The organism is Polynucleobacter sp. 35-46-11, assembly GCF_002281105.1.
In genome coordinates this window covers 1-1,270 of the sequence record NZ_NCFJ01000641.1, presented here as the reverse complement: position 1 = coordinate 1,270, position 1,270 = coordinate 1, and the positions used below count along the sequence as shown (strand labels likewise).

The window sequence follows — 1,270 nt, the reverse complement described above, 5'->3', positions numbered from 1 at the left end:
CATCAACGACAAAATCGCACCAGATGCAATTATTGCTGAACTAAAGGCATCATCTTTGCGTGGTCGTGGAGGCGCAGGTTTCCCAACGGGATTGAAGTGGAGCTTCATGCCCCGTCAATTTCCCGGTCAAAAATATTTAGTTTGTAATAGTGACGAAGGTGAGCCTGGTACTTTTAAAGACCGCGACATCATGCGTTACAACCCGCATGCCTTGATTGAGGGCATGATTATTGGTGCCTACACTATGGGCATCTCTGTGGGTTATAACTATATCCACGGTGAAATTTTTGCAGTCTATGAGCGCTTCGAAGAGGCGCTTGAAGAAGCCCGTGCTGCTGGATATCTCGGCGACAAAATCATGGGAAGTGATTTCAACTTCCAATTGCATGCTGCTCCAGGTTGGGGTGCATATATCTGTGGTGAAGAGACTGCGCTTTTAGAGTCGCTTGAAGGTAAGAAGGGTCAGCCACGCTTTAAGCCTCCATTCCCTGCAAGCTTTGGTTTGTACGGCAAGCCAACCACAATTAATAACACTGAAACTTTTGCTGCTGTGCCATTCATTATGGCAATTGGTGGCCAGGCTTATTTAGACTTAGGCAAGCCTAATAACGGCGGTACAAAGATTTTCTCTATCTCTGGCGATGTGACTTATCCAGGCAATTATGAGATCCCACTAGGGACCCCATTTGCTGAATTATTGAAACTTGCTGGTGGTATGCGTGACGGTATTCCATTGAAGGCAGTTATTCCTGGTGGATCTTCTTCCCCAGTAATTCCGGGTGCCGAGATGATGACTCTCACAATGGACTACGACAGTATTGCAAAAGCAGGGTCCATGCTGGGATCTGGTGCAGTCATCGTAATGAATGAAACCCGCTGTATGGTTCGTGCCTTAGAGCGCTTGTCTTATTTCTATCACGAAGAATCTTGCGGTCAGTGCACTCCATGTCGCGAGGGTACTGGTTGGTTGTGGCGCATTGTGCATCGTATTGAGCACGGTGAAGGTCGTCCAGAAGATTTGGATTTATTAAATGATGTAGCAGCAAACATTCAGGGTCGCACGATTTGCGCCTTGGGTGATGCGGCTGCTATGCCAGTTCGTGGCATGTTGAAGCATTACATGGATGAATTTGCGTATCACGTAGAACATAAGCGCTGCTTAGATTCTGCAAAACCTTTATAAGACATTGAGCACGGGACATCTTAAAGTGAGCATGGTTGAAATCGAATTAGATGGTAAGGCAGTAGAAGTTCCGCAAGGTTCGATGGT

Annotated in this window: 1 protein-coding gene; it reads left to right on the top strand. The window is 46.6% G+C overall.

All coding sequences use genetic code 11. The annotated features are described in order from the left end of the window. On the top strand, positions 1 to 1,183 hold a 1,183-nt coding region (nuoF, locus tag B7Y67_RS18395; protein WP_293599872.1), incomplete at its 5' end, for an NADH-quinone oxidoreductase subunit NuoF. Positions 1,184 to 1,270: the final 87 nt, after the last annotated feature.